Raw genomic sequence first — 619 nt, forward strand, 5'->3', positions numbered from 1 at the left:
GGTTGCGGGCGGACAAAGGATCGAGGGGCGTGACCCTTTGCAATTCCCGCCATGCCAGATCGCCTCACTGAAAAAAGGTCTGTCAGCTTCCGTCCGGCATAAACGTTGGGCTCAGGATTCCCGGTTTTCTTTGATGTTCCACCCTGACTGGGATTCAGCACCTTTCCCGCCGCTGGCAGACTGTTCCCAGTACTGATTTTTAACCTTAGCGGCCTGGAACTGATAGCTGATGCCAATAAGATCGCGCTGAGTAGCGCCATTGAAAAGGATATTGGTGATCAGCACGTCCTCCAGAGTGATACGACAATACTCAATCTGGCTGCCACCGGCCTTACAGACAGAAACCTCCAGCTTACTGATATGTTTTCCGCTGGAAACATAGCGCATGACAGCGGGCGTTGCTTTATCAATGCTGGCCTGAACGGTCAGATCACGGTACTGGACTTTTCCCGCGCCGCCGCCGCCGCCAACGCTCATATTGCCCGGCTGCGATGCTCCCCAGGTAAATGCGTCAACGTTTATCCAGCCTTTGTGATTTGCATCCTGTGACTCGCCGGTTATTCCTTCAATCCTTAGAAAAATATCAGTGCTCATGGAATGTTCCTTTCCGTTAAAGGTG

Annotated in this window: 1 protein-coding gene; it reads right to left on the reverse strand. The window is 52.3% G+C overall.

Features of this window, described 5'->3' with window-relative positions:
• Positions 1-111: 111 nt before the first annotated feature.
• Positions 112-594, reverse strand: a complete 483-nt coding sequence (locus tag HA48_RS21970; protein WP_128603184.1) for an Hcp family type VI secretion system effector — start codon at positions 592-594, stop codon at positions 112-114.
• Positions 595-619 lie beyond the last annotated feature (25 nt).

The organism is Pantoea wallisii (assembly GCF_002095485.1).
Lineage (GTDB): Bacteria > Pseudomonadota > Gammaproteobacteria > Enterobacterales > Enterobacteriaceae > Pantoea > Pantoea wallisii.

Excerpts from the sequence above, each read along its gene's own strand:
- HA48_RS21970 (WP_128603184.1), bottom strand. The coding sequence starts at position 594 with ATGAGCACTGATATTTTTCTAAGGATTGAAGGAATAACCGGCGAGTCA.